This is a genomic window from Bradyrhizobium betae, assembly GCF_008932115.1.
Classification (GTDB): domain Bacteria; phylum Pseudomonadota; class Alphaproteobacteria; order Rhizobiales; family Xanthobacteraceae; genus Bradyrhizobium; species Bradyrhizobium betae.
In genome coordinates this window covers 4,735,165-4,756,232 of the sequence record NZ_CP044543.1, presented here as the reverse complement: position 1 = coordinate 4,756,232, position 21,068 = coordinate 4,735,165, and the positions used below count along the sequence as shown (strand labels likewise).

The following is a 21,068-nucleotide window of genomic DNA, read 5'->3' as shown; positions in this document are numbered from 1 at the left end:
CCCTTACGTCGATTGTACGGCGGTCAGCAGCGCCGAGTACATGGCGTTGATGGCCTGGATCAGGGCCGATGCCGCCGAATATTTGTTCTGAAGCGTGCTCAGATTGGCGGATTCCTCGTCGAGGTTGACGCCGGACTGTGACGCTAGCGAGTTCGCACAGGTCGACTGCGCGGTTTCCTTGGCGGTGTAGTTGGTTGACGCCTGCGAGGCCTTGCTCGACACGTCCGACACGACGGCCGAGACGTAGTCGGCCAGCGAACCGGTGTTGGCGGCAAGCCCCCCGGTAGACGCGAATGTCCGCGAGCCCGTCAACGCATCGTAGAAGGCATTGATCACCGTGGCCGAGCCCGACGACAGCACCGAGCTGCCGACCGTCAGGCTCGACGACGAATCCAGCGTCGCGAGCTGGAGCTCGCTCGTTCCGGACGGGATCTTGCTGTTGACCGCGATGTCAGAGGCACTCGTTCCGGTCACGAGATCGTTGAGGCCGAAATACTCGGAGAACCCCTCGCTGGAGCTTCCCACCGAGCTCGTCATCTCGTTGATGGCGACGCCGTTGCCGGAGCCGGTCGCCGTGATCGAGAGATGGCCGTCCGAATCGACCGAGGCGGACAATTCCGAGATGCCGTTGATCGCGGTGACGAGATCGCCGACCGTGGCATAGGACGACAGGTCGAGATCACCATAGGAGACCAGATTGCCGCTCTGGTCGGTGACGGCCAGGCGCACCGTCCCGGAGCCGGACAACGCCGAGCTGCTGGTCACTGATGTCGTCCCGGTCAGGCTGGTCGGTGCCGGCTCCGAAGAGGCACCGTTCGAGACGCTGTTCATCACGGACGCCAGCTGCTGTGCGAGCTGGTCGAGCTGGGACTGCGCGTCGGGCAGCGTGTCATCGCGGAGCGTGATCAGCGCGCCGATGTCACCGCCCGTGATCTGTGAGGTGATGTCGACCCCGTTTACCGAGATCGCGCTGAAGCCACTGGATGAGGAGCTGGCCGTATAGGTCGTCGCCGCAGTCACGTTGGCCGCGGCGGTATAGCTGATTGCATGCGCGGAACTGTCGACCAGCGCCTGCCCGGACGTGGTGTAGATCTGGAGGTCGCCGTTCGTCGTCGTGAAATAGCTGACGTTCATCTTGGAAGCGAGGTCCTGCAGCGCGGTATTACGCTGGTCCTCCAGGTCCGCGGTCGACTGGCCGGTCGCAGCCGTCTGCTTGATCTCGGCGTTGAGGTCGGCGATCTGCTTCAGGTCCGCATTGACGTCGTCGATCGAGGACGCGATGTCCTGGTCGGCATCCGATCGAAGCTTCTGGACCCCGCTCGATGTCTCCCGCAACTGGCTCGCGACGTCGTCGAGCGCGCTGATGACGTTGGATTGCAGCGAGGCGCTGCTCGGCGTGCTCGCCAGCGACGACAGCGCCGATTCCAGCGAGGCGATGCTGTTGGCGAGCGAGGTCCCGGACGACGAATCGCCGCTGCTGCTGATCGAACCGTAGAGCTTCTGGAGCGACGTCAGATAGGTGTTGGCGGTGTCGGCCGCGCCGAGATCGGAATCCGCGCTGACCAGCGACTTCAACAGCAGCTTGTCGACCGTCGAGGTGATGCCCGTCACCGTAACGCCGGTGCCGACACCGTTGGTGACGCTGCTCGACTGGGTCGCGGACTTCTTGGTGTAGCCGGTCGTGTCTGCGTTCGAGATGTTCGACGACGTCACGCTGATCTGCACGGACGTCGCCGACAATCCGCTGAAGGCGATCGATCGTGCGATATCGAGCGACACGGCTTCCCTCGCTTCGTCAGGCGCTGCAGCTGGTGCCGCTGGAAACAGCGCGGGCGGCAGTCACACGGCCGGACGCGCCATAGGGCGACACGGCCGCGATCTGCTCCCGGATCGCCTGCATGACAGCCTCGATCCGGCGATTGCTGGCCTCGATCGCCGCGCGCAGGCGCACCAGATTCTCGTCCATCGCTGCACGCAGCTTCAGAATGCGCTCCAGGAGCTGCTCGCGCAGCATGCGGTCCCTGACTGTCAGGCCGGTCGTCCCCGCCGCGCACTCGGCCACGGTCCGTTCGAAAATCTCCGCCAGCTTGTTCTTTTCATCGACCTGCTTCAGGCGCGAGGCCGGCAGACCCCTGGCAAGCTCGGCATTCTCCTCGGCGACCAGCGCGGTCAGCGTATCGATCAGCGTGATCAGCGACTTGATCCTGATGTCGCCGCTCGCGACGTTCGTCCTTGCGGCTTGGCTGTTGGCTTACCGCATCCTGGAGATCGCGCCGGGACAACGCATCGCCAACGATTTCTTCGCTCACCAGGCGGCCGACGACGCAGTCATGACCGCCCGCCATCTCTTTCCCTGACGGACATCACAAGATGTTCAAGACCATCATCCTGCTCACCGACACCGTGCAACAGCAGCAGCCGCTGGCCAATCTGCTCCGCGAGCACAATCGCCACCTCGCCTTCTGTTCGGCACTGCGTGCCCAGGACCTCGGCGCCATCGCGCCGGAGCTGCTGACCCAAGCGCGGCTGGTGTCCTTTGCTGCCGATGTCGCCGTCCCTGAAAAGTTTCTGCTCCGGCTCGGCTATGGCGCCTACAAGTTCTACGCCGCGCCGACGCAATATCCGGGTTTGCCGCCGGCACCCGACGAGAGCGATGAGGATCCGCACTGCTATTCCGTGATCGCGCAGTCGATGACGATCTGGCCCGACTTCAAGAAAGTGGTCGGCCTGGAAACCGTGACGATCCCCGACGGCACCGTGCCCGCCGAACGTGAGCGGCTGGTGTTCTCCCGCCTCGCGCATCTGTTCTGGCAGCTGTCGGGCATGATCGCCGGCGAGGCGACCGATCTCCCGGGGATCATCGGGGCCAGCGAGAGCCAGCGGCCGACGCTCGCGATGTTGAACTGAGTTATCGCGCAGAACTTCCGAGCTGCGCCGACAGGGCATCGCGATGCTCGGGCCCGGCGATCGCGATCATGCGGCGCGCACGCTCGGCAAGACCGCAGCCGCGCAACTCGGCGATGCCCCATTCGGTCACGATGGCATCGACATCGGCACGCGGCGTCGTCACGGTCTCGACATGCGTGACGATCCGGCTCGCGCCATCGGACGCCGTTGCCGGCAGCGCGATGATCGCCCGGCCTCCGCGTGATGCATTGGCCCCGCGTACGAAATCGAGCTGGCCTCCGATCGCCCCGATGGTCACGCCATTCAGCGTCTCGGAATTCACGCTGCCGTCGAGCCCGACCTGAAGAGCCGAGTTGATCGCGACCAACCGGTTGAGCCGCGCCAACACGCCCTGGCCGTGCGTGTAGGACGTCGGCCGCACCGCGACAGCCTTGTTCTCGTGCACGAAGCGGTAAAGCCGATTCGTGCCGATCACCTGGTTGGTGACGGTGATGCCAGCATCGACCCCCTTCTCCGCATTCGTCACCGCGCCGCACTCGATCAGCTCGACGACGGCATCGTTGATCAGGCCGGAATGGATGCCGAGATTGCGCACATGGGACAGCGAGGAGAGGATCGCGTCAGGAATGCGCCCCACGCCGAACTGGAGCGTGCTGCCGTCGACGACCAGGCCTGCCGCATGAGCCGCGATGCGACGCGAGACGTCATCCGGCGGCGGCGATGCCAATTCGACCGGCGGACGGCGGGCCAGCACGCGCACATGGATCGGCACGTCCTCGGGCCATTCCGCACCGAACGTAAAGGGCGCATCCGGATTGATCTCGGCGACGACGAGGCGCGCGCGACGCGCGGCATCGATGACATAGTCGTTGGAAAGGCTGGCGCTGAGCCGTCCCCGGGCCTCCGCAAGCTGCACGAGGACGAAATCCGCACTGTGGCGGCGTGCGGCGAAGTCGGCGCAGAAGGCGCTGTAGTTGCTCGGGATCATTTCGAGCCGACCCGCTTTCGCAAGCCGCCGCGCATTGCCGATCACGCCGTAGCTGAGAAACGACACGTTCGCCGCGCTCGCCGCCGAAAACGTCTCCGAGAACACCGGCCCGACCATCATGCGGAAGGGTGGAAGCTGTGCCGCCTGCGCCATCAGCGCTTCGGTCAGGGTGACGGGCTCCGCCGTCGCCTGCCCGCACACAACGAGATCGCCGTCGCGGATCAGGCCGGAGAAGTCGATCGGCGTCTCCTCCGACATCGCCGCCTCAGTCCAGCAGCGCGAGGCGCGCGGAAGATTCGCCGAGCAGCGTGCGCAGCTCCGTCTTCACGATCTTGCCATAGCTGTTCTTCGGCAGTTCGCCGGCGAGGTAGTAGTGCTTCGGCCGCTTGAAGCGGGCGATCCAGGCGTTGCACATCTGGTCGAGCTCATCCCGCGTGACCGCCCTGCCCGCAACGGGAACGACGATCGCCACGACCTCCTCACCCCAATCCGGATGCGGCCGGCCGATCACGGACACCTCGGCAACAGCCTCGTGCCGCAGCAGCACCTCCTCGACCTCGCGCGGATAGATGTTGGTGCCGCCGGAGATGATGACGTCCTTGGAGCGATCCTTCAGCGTCAGGAACCCATCGGTATCGAACGCGCCCATGTCGCCGGTGTAGAGCCAGCCGCCGCGCAGCGTGCTCGCGGTCGCATCCGGGTTCTGCCAATAACCGGACATCACGGTATCGCCGCGCACGATGATCTCGCCGATCTCACCAGGTGCAACGTCCTGCCCCGCTTCGTCCACGGTGCGCACTTGCACGACGCCTTGCGCGATGCCGACCGAGGCCAAACGCTCCTCGTGGCGCCGATGCCCGGCATCGGCGTGCATGGATCTCGACAGGTACGTGATGGTCATCGGCGTTTCGCCCTGACCGTAGATCTGTACAAGCTTTGGTCCGAACACGGCGAGCGCCGCCCTGCAATCGGCGACATACATCGGGCCGCCGCCATAGATGATGGTCTTCAGTCCTGGCGCGGTCGCGCCCGCTGCTTCCGCGGCGACCGTCAAGCGCCGCACCATGGTGGGCGCGGCGAAGAAGGAAATGCCGTTTCGCTTCGCCGTCAGCTCCAGGATCTCGTTCGGCTCGAAGCGACCGCTCTCGGGAATGATCTGCGCGCCCATGCCGATCACATGCGGCACCATGTAGAGGCCGGAGCCGTGCGACATCGGCGCGGCGTGGAGCAGCGCCTCCCCGGGGACGACCGGATTGATCTCGGCGAGATAGGTCAACGACATCGCAAGCAGGTTGCGATGGCTCAGCACTGCCCCCTTGGGCCGGCCGGTGGTACCGCTGGTGTAGAAGATCCAGGCGGGATCGGCGATCGCGACATCGGCGATGGCGATGCCGTCGGCCATCTCCAAGGCGCGATGCTCGGCCGAACCAATCTCGACAATGCGCGGCTTGACTGCCGCGATCGACAACGCTTCTGACGCGACGCTCGCCATGTCCTCGGTCACGAAGACGACTGCCGCACCCGAATTGTCGAGAATGAACGCGACCTCGCGTGGATGCAGCTTCGCGTTGATGGGAACGGCCACCAGCCCGGCGTGCCAGCAGGCATAGAGGCAGGCGACATAGTCAGGCACGTTCTTCATCAGCAAGGCGACGCGGTCGCCTTTGATCAAACCAAAGCGCTGCTGCAACGACGCGGCCAGCGAGGCCACCGTCGCGGCGAGCCGGCCGTAATCGGCAACCAGCGTCCCCCCTTGAACAGCGCCGGCGCGGACGCATCCGCTTTGGCGGCGCGCAGGAGATGGTGAGCGAGGTTCATGGCGATCCTTCCCGAGCCCTCCGCCTAGTACGACTTCGCCAGTCCCAGCACCTTTTCCGCGATGAAGCTGAGCGCGAGCTGCGGGCTGACCGGTGCGATGCGCGGGATCAGACTTTCACGCAAATAACGTTCGACGTGAAACTCCTTGGCATAGCCGAAGCCGCCATGAGTCATCACCGACTGCTCGCAAGCCTGGTAGCCGGCTTCGCCCGCGAGATATTTTGCAGCGTTGGCTGCGGCCCCGCACGGCATGCCCTTGTCATACTGCCAGGCCGCCGACATCACCATCAGCCAGGCGGCTTCCAGCTCGACCCAGTTCACCGCCAGCGGATGCTGGATGCCCTGGTTCTTGCCGATCGGACGGTTGAACACGACGCGCGTCTTGGCATATTCGCTTGCGCGCGACAGCGCGACCTTGCCGAGACCCACCGCTTCCGCCGCGATCAGGATGCGCTCGGGGTTCATGCCTTCGAGGATGTACTGAAAACCCTTGCCCTCTTCGCCGATGCGATCCTCCATCGGGATCTCGAAATCCTCGAAGAACAGCTCGTTGGAATCGACGATCTTGCGGCCCATCTTCTCGATCTCGTGGACCTTGATCTTCTTGCGGTCGAAATCCGTATAGAACAGGCTGAGGCCGTGGGTCGGCGAGCGCACCTCCTCCAGCGGCGTGGTGCGCGCCAGCAGCAGGATTTTGTGCGCGACCTGTGCCGTGGAGATCCACACCTTCTGGCCGTTGACGATGTAGCGGTCGTTCTTGGCCACCGCACGGGTCTTGAGCTGCGTGGTGTTGAGGCCGGTGTTGGGTTCGGTGACGGCGAAGCAGGCCTTCTCGCGGCCCTCGACCATCGGCGGCAGCATGCGCTTGCGCTGCTCTTCGGTGCCGAACACCACGACGGGATTGAGTCCGAACACGTTGATGTGCACCGCGGAGGCGCCGGACATGCCGGCACCGGATTCCGCGATGGTGCGCATCATGATCGCGGCCTCGGTGATACCGAGGCCGGAGCCGCCATATTCCTCCGGAACGCAGATGCCGAGCCAGCCGGCATCGGCCATCGCCTTGTGGAAGTCGTGCGGAAAGCCGCCGTCATGGTCCTTCTTCAGCCAATAGGCGTCGGGAAAGTCTTCGCAAACTTTTGCGATGGCGTCGCGAATGGCTTCCTGCTGGTCGGTGAGCGCGAAATCCATGGTGTTGATCTCCTATTGGGAGCCGCGAGAGCTCCGATCCTAGCGCCCCATCTGCGAGGGCAGCCAGAGAATGATCGAGGGAAACGCCACCAGGATCGCGATCGCGATCAGGTGCGCGATGAAGTGCGGGAAGGTGCCGTGGAACACCTCCGCCACCGGCCGCTTGGCATAGCGGGCGACGATGAAGCAGTTCAGCCCGACCGGCGGCGTGATCATGCCGACCTCGGCGGTGACGATCTTGATGACGCCGAACCAGATCGGGTCGAAGCCCAGCGTCTTGATCAGCGGCAGCACGATCGGCACGGTCAGCACCAGGATCGCGATCTGGTCCATGAACGAGCCGAGCACGATATAGCCGCACAGGATCAGCGTGATGATGACCCAGCGCGAGGCCGGCAAGCTACCGATCCAGGCGACGAGGTCCTGCGTCACATGGGTTAGCGTGAAGAAATAGCCGAAGATCGATGCGCCGACCAGGATCATGATGATCATGCAGGTGCCGTGGCAGGCGCGCAGCAGCGTGTGGTAGAGTGAGCTAGGCGTGATCTTGCCCTTGACGATCGCGAGCAGGAAGGCGCCGAACGCGCCGAAGGCGGACGCCTCCGTCGGCGTTGCGACGCCGAGATAGATCGTGCCCGTCACGAGCGAGAACAGCACCACCATTGGCGAGACCTGCCACAGCAGCGCGAATTTTTCCCGCCACGGCACCGACTTCGCGGCCGGTGCGCGCGAGGGATCCTGCCAGACCAGGAAATAGATCGTCGCCATGATGGTGAACGTCACCAGGATCGCCGGGATGATGCCGCTGATCAGCAGCTTGCCGATGTTCACTTCGGCCAGCAGGCCGAAGATGACGAGCGCGACGCTGGTCGGCAGCAGCATCGACAGCGTACCCGAGATGGCGACGACGCCCGCGGCCATCTTCGGCTCGTAGCCCTGGCGGATCATCGCCGGCAGGCTGGTCGAGGACAGCGTCGCGGCGGAGGCCGTCGAGGTGCCGCAGATCGCGCCAAAGCCGGCGCCCGCAAGCGCGGTCGCCATGCCGAGACCGCCGGGAATGCGGCCGACCCAGGCAGATGCCGTCTTGAACAGATCGTCCGCGACGCCCGAGAGCAGCACCAGATCCGCCATCAGCAGGAACATCGGGATGGTGATCAGCTCGTAGGACGAGACGGTCGAGAGCGGCGCGGTTTGCAGGATGCCGAACAGCGTGGACCATCCGCCGACCATCACGAGGCCGACCGAGCCTGAGAAGGCCATGGCGAAACCGACGGGCGTGCCGAGCGCGAGCAGGCCGAACAGCAGGGCGAGAACGATGAAGGGTGTCATGGATATCGCCCGTTACTCGAAGCTTCTGGCTTCGCCGACGCCGGTCACCGGCGGCAGCGGATAGAGGTCGCGCCCGCTGACGAGGCTCAGCACGTTGCCGACGAGCTGGAGCGCGAGCCGCAGCACCAGCACGCCGCAGCCGAACGGCACCAGCGCCGCCGAAATCCAGGTCGGCCAGGGGATCGCGCCCGACAGCACGTCGTGCTGCTCGTAGTTCTCCAGCGCGCGCTCGAACCCGACCTTGCAAATCAGGATGAACACGAACAGGCCAACGAGCGCGGTGACGATCTCGGACAACCGCCGCCCGGTCAGAGAGAAGCGCGACAACAGGATGTCGACGCCGACATGGACATGCTCGCGCAGGGCGTCCGACAGCGTGAAGAAGAACACGCCGGCGAGGAGATAGAGCCCGATCAGGTCATAGGTGAAGGAGAACGGGCTGTTCAGCGCGTAACGCATGAATACGTCGGTCACGACAAGTATCATGATCACGAACATGAACATCACCGCGATCACCGTCAGCGCGCGTTCCAGCGCGCCGAGCACATCTCCTGCCCGTTTGATCACCTCTCACGCCTCCCCAATGGTTGTCTGATTACTTGGCGCCGCCGGCGGCAAGCAAGTCTTCGAATTCCTTCAGCGCGGCGGAGGCCTGCTTGCCGCGGCTGTCGAGTCCGCTCGCCCACTCCTTGCCGACACCCTTGAGCTTCTCCTTGATCTCGGTGCGTGTCGCCTCCGGCAGCGGATCGAAGCTGACGCCTTCGCCTTGCATCTGCTTCTTGGTGACTTCGCCTTCCTTGTCGACGTCGGCGCAAGCCTTCGGCGTGATCGCCTCCGAGGCCTCGTTCATCGCCTTCTTCACGTCGTCGGGCAGCTTGTCCCAGACCGACTGGTTGATGGAATAGGCGACGATGAAGCTGCCGAAGCTGACGCCTTCGGTGGCGTGCTTGACCAGCTTGTCGAGGCCGTAGGACACGACGCTGTCGAGCGGGAACAGCAGGCCATCCATCGTGCCGCGCGACAACGATTCATAGGCGTCGGGCGCGGCCATGCGCACCGGCACGGCGTTGAGCGCACGCAGCGTCAGGTCCTGCGCGCCGCCCGTGGTGCGCAGCTTCAGGCCCTGCATGTCCTTGATGGTTTCCACCTTCGACTTGACGGTCCACACCTGGTAGGGCGGCAGCACCACGGCCAGCAGCAGCTTGATCTTGTTCGGCGCGTATTCCTGCTTGGCGAGAATGCCTTCACGCGCGGTCTTCCAATAAGCGAGCGTGCCCTGGCAGCTGGTCGCGAACGCGCCCGGCAATTGCGCGACTTCCGACAGCGGCATCTTGTCGGAGACATAGGACGGCCCGATGTAGCCGATATCGACCACGCCGGACTGCGTCAGCCGCAGCATGTCCGCTGCCTTGCCGATCTGCTGGTTCGGATAATAGGTGAAGGTCACCGCACCATTGGTGCGCTTGGTGACGTCGTCGATCCAGGGCTTGAGCATCAAGCGGACGAGATAGTGGCCGGCGGGGAAGCTGTCGGCGACCTTCAGCTCCAGCGCCTGCACCGGAAGCGTCGAGACCGGCAGCGAAAGAGCGAGCACCGCGGCGGCCCAGATCAGGTTCTTCTTCATTTCGTTCTCCTTGACGCGTCCCCACGCCGAAGGCGGCAGCCAATTGCTGCAACGCCGTCCGACCCTCGCTCCACTTCTTGCTTGAGGAAAATGTACATATATGTGAATTTATCTGTCAAGTATATGAACTATGCATAGCGCTATGCGCGTATGCAACGGTTCTCTGAATTGACATCGTCATTTTATGAACTCTAACTCCACGTATATGAATTCATTCAACGAGGCCCCATGGGACCGCTCGCCGGCTTCACCATTCTCGACCTGACCTCGGTGCTGATGGGCCCCTACGGCACCCAGGTGCTGGCGGACATGGGCGCCGACGTCGTCAAGGTGGAGAGTCCCGAGGGCGACATCGTTCGCCAGATCGGTCCCGGTCGCACGCCCAGCATGGGCGGGATGTTCCACAATGCCAACCGCGGCAAGCGCAGCATCGTGCTCGATCTGAAGAAGCCGGAGGGACGTGACGCGCTGCTGCGGCTGGCCAAGCGCGCCAACGCGCTCGTCTACAATGTGCGCCCGCAGGCGATGGCGCGGCTCGGCCTCGACTACGAGACGCTTCGCTCGGTCAATCCCGCGCTCGTCTATGTCGGTGCTTTCGGCTACGGCCAGTCCGGTCCCTATGCCGCAAAGCCCGCTTACGACGATCTGATCCAGGGCGCGGCCACCATCCCCACACTGCTCGCGGCCGCCGGCGACGGTACGCCGCGCTACGTGCCCGTCACCATTGCCGATCGCATCGTCGGCCTGATGATGGTCAACGCGATCATGGGCGGGCTGATGCACCAGCAGCGCACGGGCATCGGGCAGCGCATCGACGTGCCGATGTTCGAGTCGATGACAGAGTTCGTGCTGGTCGATCATCTCGGCGGGCTGACTTACGATCCGCCGCTCGACCATGGCGGCTATGCCCGCCTGCTCTCGCGCTATCGAAAACCCTACAAGACAAGCGACGGCTATCTCTGCGTCCTCATCTACAACGACAAGCACTGGCGCAGCTTCTTCGAGGCGATCGGACGCTTGGAGTTCCTGCAGCAGCCGCGCTTCGCCAACCACGCGGCGCGTACCAAACACATCGACGAGATCTACGAGGAGATCGGCCAGATCTTCGCGACGCGCACCACCGCGGAATGGCGCGAACTGCTGGAGCGCGCCGACATTCCGGTGATGCCGATGCACACGCTGGAGACGATCCTCGAGGACCCGCATCTCAAGGCGATCGACTTCTTCAGGACGGTGGATCACCCCGTGGAGGGCCGCATCCGCCAGATGCGCGTTCCCTCGACCTGGAGCGTGACCCAGCCGGAAGCCGCCGGCCCAGCGCCGACGCTCGGCCAGCACGGCCGCGACATTTTGCGCGAGGCCGGCTTCTCGCCGGACGAGATCGAGCATCTCGCAGAGCAAAAGGCAGTTCACCTGGCCGCACCGCCCTAACGGCAGCGCGGGCCAAAATCGCAGAACACAGGGAGGAAACCGCGATGGCCGGACTTTATTTCGAGGACTTTTCCGTGGGCCAGGAGTTCAGGCATCCGCTGACCCGCACCGTCACGGAGATGGACAACACCATGTTCAGCCTGCTGACGCTCAACCCGCAGCCGCTGCATATCGACGCGCATTTCGCCGAAAAGACCGAATTCGGCCAGCGCATTTTCAACAGCCTTTACACCCTCGGCATCATGATCGGCATGACGGTCTATGATACCACCATGGGAACCACCGTCGCCAATCTCGGCATGACCGACGTGACTTTTCCGAAACCGGTCTTCCATGGCGACACCTTGCGGGCGACGACGAAGGTGCTTTCGTTGAGGGAATCCAAATCGCGCCCGAAAGCGGGCATCGTCGAGTTCGAGCACCACGCCTTGAACCAGAACGACGAGATCGTCGGCAAATGCCGCCGCATGGCGATGATGCACAAGAGGCCGGTCTGATGCGTTCGATGCTGTTCGTGCCGGGGGATTCCCCGCGCAAATTCGAGAAGGCGAGCGAAGGCAATGCCGACGCGCTGATCATCGACCTCGAGGACTCCGTCGTCACCGAGAAGAAGCCGGAGGCGCGCGGTCTGACGCTGACGATGCTGAAGAGCCGCCCTGGCTCGCACCAGCTCTATGTCCGCGTCAACGCGCTCGACACCGGCATGACGCTCGCCGATCTTGCCGCGGTGATGCCGGGCAGGCCTGACGGCATCGTGCTGCCGAAATCGCAAGGCGGCGACGATGTGCGGCAGATCGCAACCTGGCTCGAGGCTTTGGAAGCGGCGGCCGGCATCACGGTCGGCACGACGCGCATCGTCTGCGTCGCGACGGAGACGGCGAGTTCCATCTTCGGTCTCGGCAGCTACAAGGGCTGCTCCCCTCGCCTCGCCGGCCTGATGTGGGGCGCGGAGGATCTCTCCGCCTCGCTCGGCGCCACCGAGAAAGCCTCGGGCGGCGTCTTCCACAGTCCCTATCGCCTCGCGCGCGATCTCTGCCTGATGGCGGCGGCCGCGGCGGAAGTTGCACCGATCGACACCGTCTATACCGACATCGACAACCTCACGGGCCTCGAACAGGAGACGCGCGCGGCGCGGCGCGACGGATTTTCGGCGAAGGCGCTGATCCATCCCAAACATGTCGACGTCGTCAACGCGGCGTTCGCGCCGACGGACGCCGAACGCATCTGGGCAGAAAAGGTGATCGCGGCGTTCGCGAGCAATCCGAACTCCGGCACGCTGCGGCTCGACGGCCAGATGATCGACAAGCCGCATCTTCGCGCCGCGAAGAAGATTCTCGGCCAGAACTAGATCGAGAACCGCCCCACCATGATCGTTCGCCAAGCCGCCAACGTCCTGGAGATCATGGAATTCTTCGCGCAAACGAGGAAGCCGGCGACGCTTGCCGAGATCGCCGAGCATTTCGGCTGGCCGCGCTCGTCGACCTTCAACCTGCTCGCGACGCTGTCGGAGAAGGGCTATCTCTACGAGCCGCGGCCGCGCGCCGGATTCTATCCGACGCCGCGCTGGCTGGCGATGGCGCGGATGATCTCCGAGGTCGAACCGCTGCCGCCATGGACGCACACGCTGGTGGCCGACCTCTCGGCGGAAACCGGCGAGACCGCGTCGATCGTGGCGCCCGCGGGCGTGATGGCGGTGTTCATCGACGTCGTCGAGTCCCAGGCCGCGATCCGCTATTTCGCCACCATCGGCCACCGCGTGCCGATCCACGCCACCGCGAGCGGCCGCGCGCTGCTGCTGCAATATTCGCCGGAAGAACGCGACTCCGTCTATCGCAAGATCGAGTTCAAGCAGTACGGCCCCTCGACGCCGATCAGCATCGAGGCGGTCGAGACCGAGCTGCGCAATTCGATCGAACGCGGCTACTGCCAGAGCTTCGCCGATTACAGCCGCGATCTCGCCGGTGCCGCGATCCCGCTGCCGATCGGCGATCGCCGACTCTCGGTCGTCGTCGCAGGGCCGGAATTCCGGATCGGGCCGAAGGTGGCTGAGGTGGCCGCGCTGATCACGCGCACGGTCGACCGATTGCGGCCGAAGGCGGCAGCGTAGATTAAACGATCTTGATCGACATGTCAGGCAGGCCCTCGAGCTTGCACAGCAGCACATCGCCCTTCACCACCGGGCCGACATTTTCCGGCGTGCCGGAATAGATGATGTCGCCGGTCTTCAGCTCGAACGCTTCCGACAGCTTTGCGATCTGCTCGGCGACGCTCCAGATCATCTTGCCGAGATCCGAGCTCTGCTTCACGGCGCCGTTGATCGCGAGCGAAATGGCGCCCTTCTCGAAATGGCCGGTCTTGCTCGCCGGGTGGATCGGACCGATCACCGCGGCATGGTCAAAGCTCTTGCCGATCTCCCACGGTTTCTTCTCCGCGGCCATGCCGTTCTGGAGGTCGCGCCGGGTCATGTCGAGGCCGAGCGCGTAGCCGTAGACGTGGTCGAGCGCCTTGTCGGCCGGGATATTGGTGCCGCCGGATTTGAGCGCTGCCACCAGCTCGACCTCGTGGTGATAGTTCTTGGTGAGCGACGGATAGGAATGATCGGCGACCTCGCCGACCGCGACGTTCTGGATCGCATCCGTTGGCTTCTGGAAGAAGAACGGCGGCTCGCGGTTCGGATCCGAACCCCGCTCGATCGCGTGCGCGGCGTAGTTGCGCCCGATGCAGTAGATGCGGCGGACCTGAAACACCTGGGTCTCGCCGACGATCGGGATCGAAACCATCGGCACCGGGAAGATCGGCCTCGGTGCGACCTGCGCCGCAGCCGGCGTCACCTCATTGAGGCCCGCCGTGGTCATGGCGGCTGCGGCCGCGAGCACGCTGCGTCGCGTGGTCGTTGTCATGGCTTCACTCCCTGATGTTTTCCGTTTCTTGTCGAAGCGCCAGTCATAAAGCCAAACGACGGGCGGGCCAATGGCCCGCTCTGTACGTCTTAAGTCGCGATGCGGTCGAAGAACGCGCGAACCTTCTGCGCACAGACATCCGGATCCGTCGCGGCGACGTGATAGGAATCCCCGGGCAGAACTTCCAGCTTCGAGCCCGGAATCGTCTCCTGCCATGCCTTCACGGAGGCGACGTCGCCGAGCCCCGAGCCGGTGGTGGTGATCACCAGCGCCGGACGCTTGATCGACGGAAGCTCGCCGGTGACATCGACCGTCGGCACCATTTGCAGAAACGCTTCCAGCGTCGAGGCCTTGGTCTTCGACATCAGCTTGATCCACCAGTCCAGCGCCGCCGGCGGCAGCGACGAGCCGAGCCGGCCGGCCGTGGTCTCGCGCACCCAGGGCTCGACGCCCTGTTCGCGGATCTGCTTGCGCCAGGTCGGCGCCCGTTCGTTGAACGAGGTCAGCGAAGCCGGCGCGCCAACCGCCGCAGCCGCGATCACGCGATCCGGATGCTTAGCGGTGAGATGCATCGCCAGCGTGCCGCCGATCTTGCCACCGACCAGGAAGACCCGGTCGAGCTTCAGTGCATCCAGCATGCGGATGATGTCATCGCCGAGACCAGCAAAACGATAGACGTAGTCGCCCTGCATCGGCGTCGAATCGCCATAGCCGCGCAAATCGGGGCGCACCACCAGATGATGCGTGGCGAAGTACGGCACCCAGCGCCGGAACGCCTCGCCGCTTTCGGCGAGGCCGTGCAGCATCACGACCGGCGGCTTGGTGTCCCAGGGCAGCAGATAATCGTCGATGCGAACCGCAAGCTCGCAATCGTCGCTGACACCGATCTTCCGCAGTTCGCTAGCCATCAGATACACCTCGTTCCACCGCCATCGACATTGATGCAGGTACCAGTAATGAAGGACGCGCGGTCTGAACAGAGGAACGCGACGATGCCGGAGACCTCGTGCGGCTGCCCGACGCGGCCGAGCGGAACCGAGGCGATGGCGGCGGCATTGGTCGCGCCCTGATCCTGCCCCGCGATCGCCGCGCCCTGCGAGATCAGGCTGTCCCAGCGGTCGGTCTGCACCGGACCGGGATTGACGCCGGTGACCAGCACGTTGTCCGGCGCGCACTCCTCGGCCAGCGCCAGCGTGAAGTTCAGCAGCGCCGCATTCACAGCACCACCCGCCATATAGGCCGCGCGCGGCTGATGCCCGCTGCGGCCAATGATGTTGATCACGCGGCCCCAGCGCCGGTCGCGCATCTCCGGCAGCACGTTGCGCGCACAGCGCATGTAGCCGAGCAGCTTCAGCTCGATCGATTTGGCCCAAATCGCATCCGGCGTCTCCGCGATCCGGCCCATCGGCGAGGCCCCGGCATTGTTGACGAGGATGTCGATGCGGCCGAAGGCCTCGCGCGCGGTCGCCATGGCGCGGTCGATGTCGTCGGGCCTGGTCATGTCGCCGGCACAGGCGATCACACGCCGGCCGGTGTCCCGCGACATCTCCGCGGCTGCCGCGGCGAGCCGCTCGGCGTCGCGCGCAACGATGACGACATGCGCCTGCTCGCGCGCAAGCTCGGCGGCAATGGCACGGCCGATGCCGATGCTGCCGCCGGTGACGACGGCAACCTTGCCGCCCAGATTGAGATCCATGCTGCGGTCCTAATCCACGGTGGCGCCGGAGGCCTTGACGAGCTTGCCCCACTTCGTGGTTTCGTCCGCCATGAATTGCCCGAACGCCGGACCGAACACCGTGCCGGGCTCGGCGCCGAGCTCGGCAAGCCGCTTCTTGACGTCAGGCATCTTCAATATTGTCTCGAGTTCGCCGCTCAACTTGGCGAGCGCGGGCTCAGGCGTTTTCGCCGGCGCCACCAGTCCGAACCAGGACGAAGCCTCGAAGCCGGGGATGGTTTCCGCGACCGTCGGCACGTCGGGTAAGGCGTCGGCGCGCTTGGCGCCGGCGACCGCGATCGCGTTTATGGCCTTGCCCTGAACCTGCGGCAGCACCGCGGGCATGTTGTCGAACATGAACGGAATCTGCCCCGCGAGCAGATCGTTCATCGCCGGCGCCGCGCCGCGATAGGGCACGTGGACGATATCCACGCCAGCCATGCTCTTGAGCAACTCGCCGCCAAGATGATTGGTCGAACCGATGCCGGACGAGCCGAAATTCAGCGTGCCCGGCTTGGCCTTGGCGAGCGCGATCAACTCACCGACGTTCTTGGCCGGCACCGACGGATTGACCACCAGCACGATCGGCACCGAGGCAATCAGCGCCACCGGCGCAAAGGCCTTGGCCGGATCGAACGGCAGCTTCTTGTAGAGGGAGCCGTTGATCGTCAGCGGCGGCGGCGCAGTCAGCAGCAAGGTGTAGCCATCGGCCTCGGCGCTCGCGACCGTCTCGGCGCCGATATTGCCGCCGGCGCCGCCGCGGTTTTCCACGAGGAAGGTCTGGCCGTTCCGTTCGGTCAGCTTCTGCGCGACGATCCGGGCGATGATGTCGTTGGACCCGCCGGCCGGGAACGGCACGATGATCTTCACGGGGCGGGAGGGGTAATCCTGCGCTAAAGCTGCGCCGGAAAACAGAACGGCCGCGCAGGCGGCCAGCATGGTGCGTCGCATAACCCCGCGCATGGGCACTTCCTTGATGTTGGTCTTATTGTTGATTGCATCATCACACCATCAGCAATGGCCTCATCTGTCCGGTATCGTCAAGCTGCTCAAGATTGCCGATCCGCGCGATCAGCCTCCCGGCCCTGCACCACCCTGCACCGGTGCGGTCAGGTCTCGCGTGTCCGCGGGCACGCCTTCGTTCTCAGTTATTTTCTCGGGAACGCAAAGCACCGAAAACCTCTAAAAGTCGCTCAACGGTGGCAATTCTTTCGCCAAACTCACGACGATCACCCCTAGCATGGAACTTGCATAAATTCTGGGCGACATGGACGCCGCATGAATCTCATCAGCCTCGATATCCGCATGCTCCGGTCGCTGATCTCGGTGGTCGAGACCGGCAGCATCACCGAGACCGCGCGACGGCTGGGCCGCACCCAACCGGCGATCACGTTGCAATTGCAGCGGCTGGAGGAGCTCGCCGGCAAACAATTGTTCGAGCATGCCGGCCGAAGGCTGATGCTGACCGAGGACGGCACCACCGTTCTCACCTACGCCAAATCCATCCTGCGGTTGCATGACGAGCTGATTTCGCAATTGGCGTCGCAGGAGATCGAGGGCCAGGTCGTGCTCGGCACGCCCGACCTCTATGCGGCCTTCATGCTGCCGTCGATCCTCAGCGTGTTCCGAAAGTCCTTCCCGCGCATCCAGGTCGAGCTCAACTGCGCGCTGTCGACGCCGCTGGTCGGTCTGGTCAAGCGCGGCGACGTCGACATCGCGCTGGTCACGCGCATGAACGATTTCACCGGCGGCCAGGTGGTGCGCCGCGAGCAGCTGGTCTGGATGACCGGCGAGCAATCCGCCGCGCACCAGGAACGCCCGATCCCGCTCGCGCTATTGCCACCCGGCAACATCTATCGCGACTACGCGATCGACACGCTGGAGCGCGCGAACCTGCGCTGGCGTATTGCCTGCGTCAGCGAGAGCGTCGGCGGGCTGCAGGCCGCGGCCTTCGCCGGCATGGCGGTGACGGTCCTTGGCCGCAGCGCGCTGGTGCCGGCGATGCGCGAGGTCGGCCCCAACGAGGGCCTGCCGCCGCTGCCGAAGGTCGAGCTGCTGCTCTACAAATCCAGCGGCGCCACCTCGAAGGCCGCCACCGCGCTGCACGATTATCTCGCGCACTACCTCCGTCTCGACGAAGAACTCAGCGGCCGCGGCGCGCCGATCGAACTCGGCTAGGCCCGCAAGATCGAAAACAACCCCATGCACAGTAGAACGGCCCTTGATTGCAAAGGGCTTTTTCGCGCGCCGGCGCTCTCCCCTCCAACTAGCGCAACGCCACCTGCGGCCAGAACTTCGACCAGGGCTGGGCCTGCTCGAACGCTGCAGCGATGCGGAAGATGGTGGGCTCGTCGAGCCACGGCGCGATGATCTGGAGACCGATCGGAAGGCCGTCGCGATCGAAGCCACAGGGCAGCGTTGCCGCCGGAAGGCCGGCGAGGTTGATCGGCCAGGTGAAGGGCGACCAGCCGAGGTGCGGATCGACCTTGTTGCCGTCGATCGTGTCCACGCCGATCCGGCCGGCCTCGAATGCGGTCACCGCGACCGTCGGCGTCACCAGCGCACGTCGCTCGCCAAAGCATATGGCATCGCGGAGACGCCGGAGCAGGCCCGCACCTATCTGCGCCACGAAGCCGGCAACAATTTCGATGCGGCGCGGGTGGATGCGTTCCTCAGCGCCGGTCCCGAAGCGGTGGATTTCTTCACCAGCAAGACGGCGCTGCGCTTCGACATGCCGCTGGTGTTTCCGGACTATCACGCCGAAGCCCCCGGCGGCACGCAAGGCGGCCGCTCGATGGTGACGCGGCCGTTCGACGGCCGCGAGCTTGGCGACCAGATCAAGACGCTGGGCATGCCGCTGCCCGAACTCACGGTGTTCGGCATGATGCTGGGAAGCGGCAAGGAGATCATCCACTTCATGCGGGTGACGAAGTCGCTGAATTCGGCGGTCTATGTCGCCAAGCGGCTGTCGCGACATTTGATGGACGTGCTGCGCTATGGCCGCGGCATGACCTTGACCAACGGCAATGCGCTGGCCGGGCGCCTTGCGAAATCCGCCCAGGATTTGAAGATTCCGATGTGGCTGTCCTCGCCGGTGCGCGAGCTGACGGTCGAGAACGGCACTGTCACCGGCGCGATCGTGTCGCGCGAAGGCCACCTATGCCGGCATCGTCACCGACGAGAATGCGCGGGCGCTCGACGCCGAGGGGCGGGTGATTCCCGGGCTCTATGCCGCCGGCAACGACATGGCGAGCATCATGGGCGGCAATTATCCCGGCGCCGGCATCACGCTTGGGCCGGCGCTGACCTTCGGCTACATTGCCGGCCGTCATCTCGCCGACAGCGCCGCCAAGCGCGACGCGGCGTAAGCGAGGCGTACCGGAGGCGCATGAAGAGAGAGAGTCGCGGCATCCAGTCGATCGAGGTCGGCGGAGAATTGCTCCGCGCGCTCGCCCGAAGCGGCGAGCCGATGATGCTGCGCGATCTCGCCCGCGAGGCCGGCATGACGCCGGCCAAGGCACATCCTTATCTGGCCAGTTTCTCCCGGATCGGGCTGATCGAGCAGGACGAGACCACCGGCCGCTACGAGATCGGCGTGCTGGCGCTGGAGCTCGGCCTGATCAGCCTGCGCCGCCTCTCCGGCGTGCGCATCGCGCAGCCGAAGATCGCCGCGCTCGCGAGCCAGATCGGACATGCGGTCTCGCTGGCGGTCTGGGGCACGCATGGCCCGACCGTGGTGCAGCTGGAGGAGCCCGGCCAACCGATGCACATCGTGATGCGCGCGGGATCGGTGATGGCGCTGCTGGAGACGGCGACCGGCCGCGCCTTTGCCGCCTTCCTGCCGGAGAAGACGATCAACGCCGCACTCGAAAGCGGCCTCGATCGCCACGGCGTCGGCTACAATCCGAAGCGCGCGGTGAAAGGCGCGAAAGTCGCCGAGATGCTGACCGAGGTCCGCAAGCACGGCCTCGCCCGTGCGCTCGGCGATCCCCTGCCCGGCGTCAACGCGTTCTCCGCGCCGGTGTTCGACCATGCCGGCCATGTCGCGCTGGTGATCACCGCGATGGGACCGGAAGGCACATTCGACGCCCGCTGGGACAGCCCGATCGCCCATGCCCTGCGCGACTGCGCGGGCGGCATCTCGAAACGGCTCGGCTACGGGATGACACTGGCGGCGGAGTGAAAGGCAAACTGTTCGCCACCCAACGTCTGTCATGCTCCGCGCAGGCGGGGCATCCAGTACGCCGCGGCTCATCGGCTCTATTACTGCTGTCACGGCGTACTGGATCGCCCGGTCAAGCCGGGCGATGACAGTGAGAATGGAGCTGCCCTACTTCTCCTTCACCGGCACCGTGTAGTTCAGGATCAATCGGCCGCCATCGGGATAGATCGTCTGCCCGGTGATGTAGGACGCATCGTCGCTGGCGAGGAACGCGACGACGGAGGCGACCTCGCTCGGCTCGCCGCCGCGGCCGGCCGGCGTGCGTGACATCACGGTTTTGCGGGCGTCTTCCGAGGTGTAGATCGAGGATGCCACCATATCGGTCAGGATCGTACCCGGCCCAACCGCGACGACGCGGATGTTGTGCGGGGCCAGTGCAACGGCGGCCACCGAGGTGAGCTGCTTCATGCCGCCCTTGGACATCGCGTAGGTCGCCAGCGCCGGGATCGCCAGCAGCGCGTTGACCGAGGACATGTTGACGATGACGCCGCCGCCGCCCTGCGCGATCATCTGCCTGGCCGCGGCCTGGACGCCGAAGAACGCGCCCTTCAAATTGATGCCGATGATTTCGTCGAATTCTTCTTCCGAAATCTCAAGGATGTCCCGGTTGCGGGCAACGCCGGCATTGTTGACCATGATGTCGATCCGGCCGAATTCCTTCACGGCGGTGGCGACGAGCTGATCCACGTCGGCGCGCCTGGCGACATTGCCGACCACGGTACGCAAGGCGTCCGGATGCCCCAGCTCGGCGGCCGTTGCAGCCAGACCATCGGCATCGACATCCGAGATGACGACCTTGACGCCGTCATCGAGAAATCGCTTTGCACAGGCCTTGCCGATGCCACGCGCCGCGCCGGTGATGGCGGCGACCTTGCCGGATAGTTTCATGGGTCTCACTCCAGAAGTGCTGCTTGGGCAGCGGCTATCCCGGACGAGACTCCGGT

Annotated in this window: 19 protein-coding genes and 3 pseudogenes; 8 read left to right on the top strand and 14 right to left on the bottom strand. The window is 64.9% G+C overall.

Annotation, left to right across the window (positions count from 1 at the left end; genetic code table 11):
• Positions 1-3: 3 nt before the first annotated feature.
• Positions 4-1,779: a flagellar hook-associated protein FlgK gene (gene flgK / locus F8237_RS22795; protein ID WP_151648091.1), complete on the bottom strand. Its 1,776-nt coding sequence runs from the start codon at positions 1,777-1,779 to the stop codon at positions 4-6.
• A gap of 16 nt (positions 1,780-1,795) precedes the next feature.
• Positions 1,796-2,209 carry a flagellar protein FlgN gene (locus F8237_RS22790; RefSeq protein ID WP_151648089.1) on the bottom strand — a complete coding sequence of 138 codons (414 nt, stop codon included), beginning with the start codon at positions 2,207-2,209 and terminating at the stop codon, positions 1,796-1,798.
• A 161-nt stretch (positions 2,210-2,370) separates the two neighbouring features.
• Here F8237_RS22790 and F8237_RS22785 point away from each other — a divergent pair, with 161 nt between their 5' ends.
• Entirely contained in the window at positions 2,371-2,907 is a 537-nt protein-coding gene (locus F8237_RS22785; protein ID WP_151648087.1) for a hypothetical protein, read from the top strand.
• 1 nt (position 2,908) lies between these two features.
• Here F8237_RS22785 and F8237_RS22780 read toward each other — a convergent pair whose 3' ends face one another.
• From F8237_RS22780 to F8237_RS22755, 6 genes and pseudogenes are all read right to left on the bottom strand, one after another.
• Positions 2,909-4,153 (bottom strand): acetyl-CoA hydrolase/transferase family protein, encoded by a 1,245-nt coding sequence (locus tag F8237_RS22780; RefSeq protein WP_151648085.1) that lies wholly within the window; start codon positions 4,151-4,153, stop codon positions 2,909-2,911.
• A 7-nt stretch (positions 4,154-4,160) separates the two neighbouring features.
• Positions 4,161-5,713 (bottom strand): annotated as a pseudogene (locus F8237_RS22775) (AMP-binding protein).
• 24 nt (positions 5,714-5,737) lie between these two features.
• Entirely contained in the window at positions 5,738-6,904 is a 1,167-nt protein-coding gene (locus tag F8237_RS22770) for an acyl-CoA dehydrogenase family protein (RefSeq protein ID WP_151648083.1), read from the bottom strand.
• Positions 6,905-6,943: 39 nt separating this feature from the next.
• Positions 6,944-8,233: a TRAP transporter large permease gene (locus F8237_RS22765; RefSeq protein WP_151648081.1), complete on the bottom strand. Its 1,290-nt coding sequence runs from the start codon at positions 8,231-8,233 to the stop codon at positions 6,944-6,946.
• A 12-nt stretch (positions 8,234-8,245) separates the two neighbouring features.
• A complete protein-coding gene (locus F8237_RS22760; protein ID WP_151648080.1) occupies positions 8,246-8,800 on the bottom strand; it encodes a TRAP transporter small permease in 555 nt (184 codons plus the stop codon).
• 28 nt (positions 8,801-8,828) lie between these two features.
• The gene (locus F8237_RS22755; protein WP_151648078.1) at positions 8,829-9,857 is read right to left on the bottom strand and encodes a TRAP transporter substrate-binding protein; all 1,029 of its coding nucleotides are present in this window, start codon (positions 9,855-9,857) and stop codon (positions 8,829-8,831) included.
• A 228-nt stretch (positions 9,858-10,085) separates the two neighbouring features.
• On the opposite strand from F8237_RS22755, the gene F8237_RS22750 reads away from it, so the two are divergent.
• From F8237_RS22750 to F8237_RS22735, 4 genes are read left to right on the top strand one after another with little or no spacing between them, the layout of a single operon-like run.
• A complete protein-coding gene (locus tag F8237_RS22750; protein ID WP_151648076.1) occupies positions 10,086-11,288 on the top strand; it encodes a CaiB/BaiF CoA transferase family protein in 1,203 nt (400 codons plus the stop codon).
• 17 nt (positions 11,289-11,305) lie between these two features.
• Positions 11,306-11,785, top strand: coding sequence for a MaoC family dehydratase (locus F8237_RS22745; RefSeq protein ID WP_338025202.1), 480 nt, complete (start codon positions 11,306-11,308; stop codon positions 11,783-11,785).
• Positions 11,785-12,636, top strand: coding sequence for an HpcH/HpaI aldolase/citrate lyase family protein (locus F8237_RS22740; protein WP_162006172.1), 852 nt, complete (start codon positions 11,785-11,787; stop codon positions 12,634-12,636). The genes F8237_RS22745 and F8237_RS22740 overlap by 1 nt, the downstream gene beginning before the upstream one ends.
• Positions 12,637-12,654: 18 nt before the next feature.
• A complete protein-coding gene (locus F8237_RS22735) occupies positions 12,655-13,395 on the top strand; it encodes an IclR family transcriptional regulator (protein WP_151648072.1) in 741 nt (246 codons plus the stop codon).
• Between the two features lies 1 nt (position 13,396).
• On the opposite strand, the gene F8237_RS22730 is transcribed toward F8237_RS22735, so the two are convergent.
• The 4 genes from F8237_RS22730 to F8237_RS22715 all read right to left on the bottom strand — a co-directional run bounded on the left by F8237_RS22730 (position 13,397) and on the right by F8237_RS22715 (position 16,865).
• Complete coding sequence (locus F8237_RS22730) at positions 13,397-14,188, bottom strand: fumarylacetoacetate hydrolase family protein (protein WP_151648070.1); 792 nt, start codon at positions 14,186-14,188, stop codon at positions 13,397-13,399.
• Between the two features lie 89 nt (positions 14,189-14,277).
• A complete protein-coding gene (locus tag F8237_RS22725; protein ID WP_151648068.1) occupies positions 14,278-15,096 on the bottom strand; it encodes an alpha/beta fold hydrolase in 819 nt (272 codons plus the stop codon).
• The gene (locus F8237_RS22720) at positions 15,096-15,884 is read right to left on the bottom strand and encodes an SDR family NAD(P)-dependent oxidoreductase (RefSeq protein ID WP_151648066.1); all 789 of its coding nucleotides are present in this window, start codon (positions 15,882-15,884) and stop codon (positions 15,096-15,098) included. Before F8237_RS22720 ends, F8237_RS22725 begins: the two co-directional genes overlap by 1 nt.
• Positions 15,885-15,893: 9 nt before the next feature.
• On the bottom strand, positions 15,894-16,865 hold the full coding sequence (locus tag F8237_RS22715) for a Bug family tripartite tricarboxylate transporter substrate binding protein (protein ID WP_151648064.1): 972 nt from the start codon (positions 16,863-16,865) through the stop codon (positions 15,894-15,896).
• 315 nt (positions 16,866-17,180) lie between these two features.
• On the opposite strand from F8237_RS22715, the gene F8237_RS22710 reads away from it, so the two are divergent.
• Positions 17,181-18,080 carry a LysR substrate-binding domain-containing protein gene (locus tag F8237_RS22710; RefSeq protein ID WP_151648062.1) on the top strand — a complete coding sequence of 300 codons (900 nt, stop codon included), beginning with the start codon at positions 17,181-17,183 and terminating at the stop codon, positions 18,078-18,080.
• 88 nt (positions 18,081-18,168) lie between these two features.
• On the opposite strand, the pseudogene F8237_RS22705 reads toward F8237_RS22710, so the two are convergent.
• Positions 18,169-18,465, bottom strand: a pseudogene (locus F8237_RS22705) (amidase family protein); the annotation flags it as partial.
• Between F8237_RS22705 and F8237_RS22700 the strand changes: the two are divergent.
• Positions 18,466-19,270, top strand: a pseudogene (locus tag F8237_RS22700) (FAD-binding protein); the annotation flags it as partial.
• Positions 19,271-19,290: 20 nt separating this feature from the next.
• Positions 19,291-20,085, top strand: a complete 795-nt coding sequence (locus F8237_RS22695; protein WP_151648060.1) for an IclR family transcriptional regulator — start codon at positions 19,291-19,293, stop codon at positions 20,083-20,085.
• A gap of 147 nt (positions 20,086-20,232) precedes the next feature.
• Here the strand turns inward: F8237_RS22695 and F8237_RS22690 are convergent, their stop codons facing one another.
• Complete coding sequence (locus F8237_RS22690; RefSeq protein WP_151648058.1) at positions 20,233-21,012, bottom strand: SDR family NAD(P)-dependent oxidoreductase; 780 nt, start codon at positions 21,010-21,012, stop codon at positions 20,233-20,235.
• Positions 21,013-21,068: the final 56 nt, after the last annotated feature.